We start from the raw sequence: 456 nt of genomic DNA, 5'->3' as shown, positions 1-456 counted from the left end.
TGATCCTCCTATGTTTTGTAAACCGCTATATTTTTTAGCGATTTCAATAAACTCATTCATTGCGCTTCAGGGTCCCGCAAGCATACCCACCCGCAAACGAATTCCGATCTCCATACTGCCAACAAGTTTTCTGTATATCGCCGATTTGGAGTTTAATTCCAATCATCATCCTTCCACCCATGACAGACGGGCCAGACGACCCCTTGTATTGTCAGCTCTTCATACTTTTTAGTCGGCTCAAAGCCCAGCGGTGGAAAAAAGTTTTCCAGTTGGTACAAACTTTCCCTTTTCCAAGGTCCACCATTTAATGATTCAAAAACATGAATGTTGTGGTCGTCCAATGGTGAAACATAATAGCCCCAGACGGTGCTCTCATTCAGTTTTACCATGCCGATAATTTCAAGACCATCATCTGCCGGGTCTTTCATTTCTTTGTCCATAAAATAATCCTTCATT

At 42.3% G+C, this 456-nt stretch carries 1 protein-coding gene; it reads right to left on the bottom strand.

The genetic code is table 11. From position 1 onward, the window contains the following. Nucleotides 1–152: 152 nt before the first annotated feature. Nucleotides 153–456 (bottom strand): hypothetical protein (locus TPRIMZ1_RS19110; protein WP_010261099.1); only part of this gene is annotated, 304 nt, incomplete at its 5' end.

Origin of the sequence: Treponema primitia ZAS-1 (genome assembly GCF_000297095.1) — a bacterium.
Lineage (GTDB): Bacteria > Spirochaetota > Spirochaetia > Treponematales > Breznakiellaceae > Termitinema > Termitinema primitia_A.
Note: the sequence above shows the minus strand (reverse complement) of the source record. Positions and strands in the feature narration are given on the sequence as shown.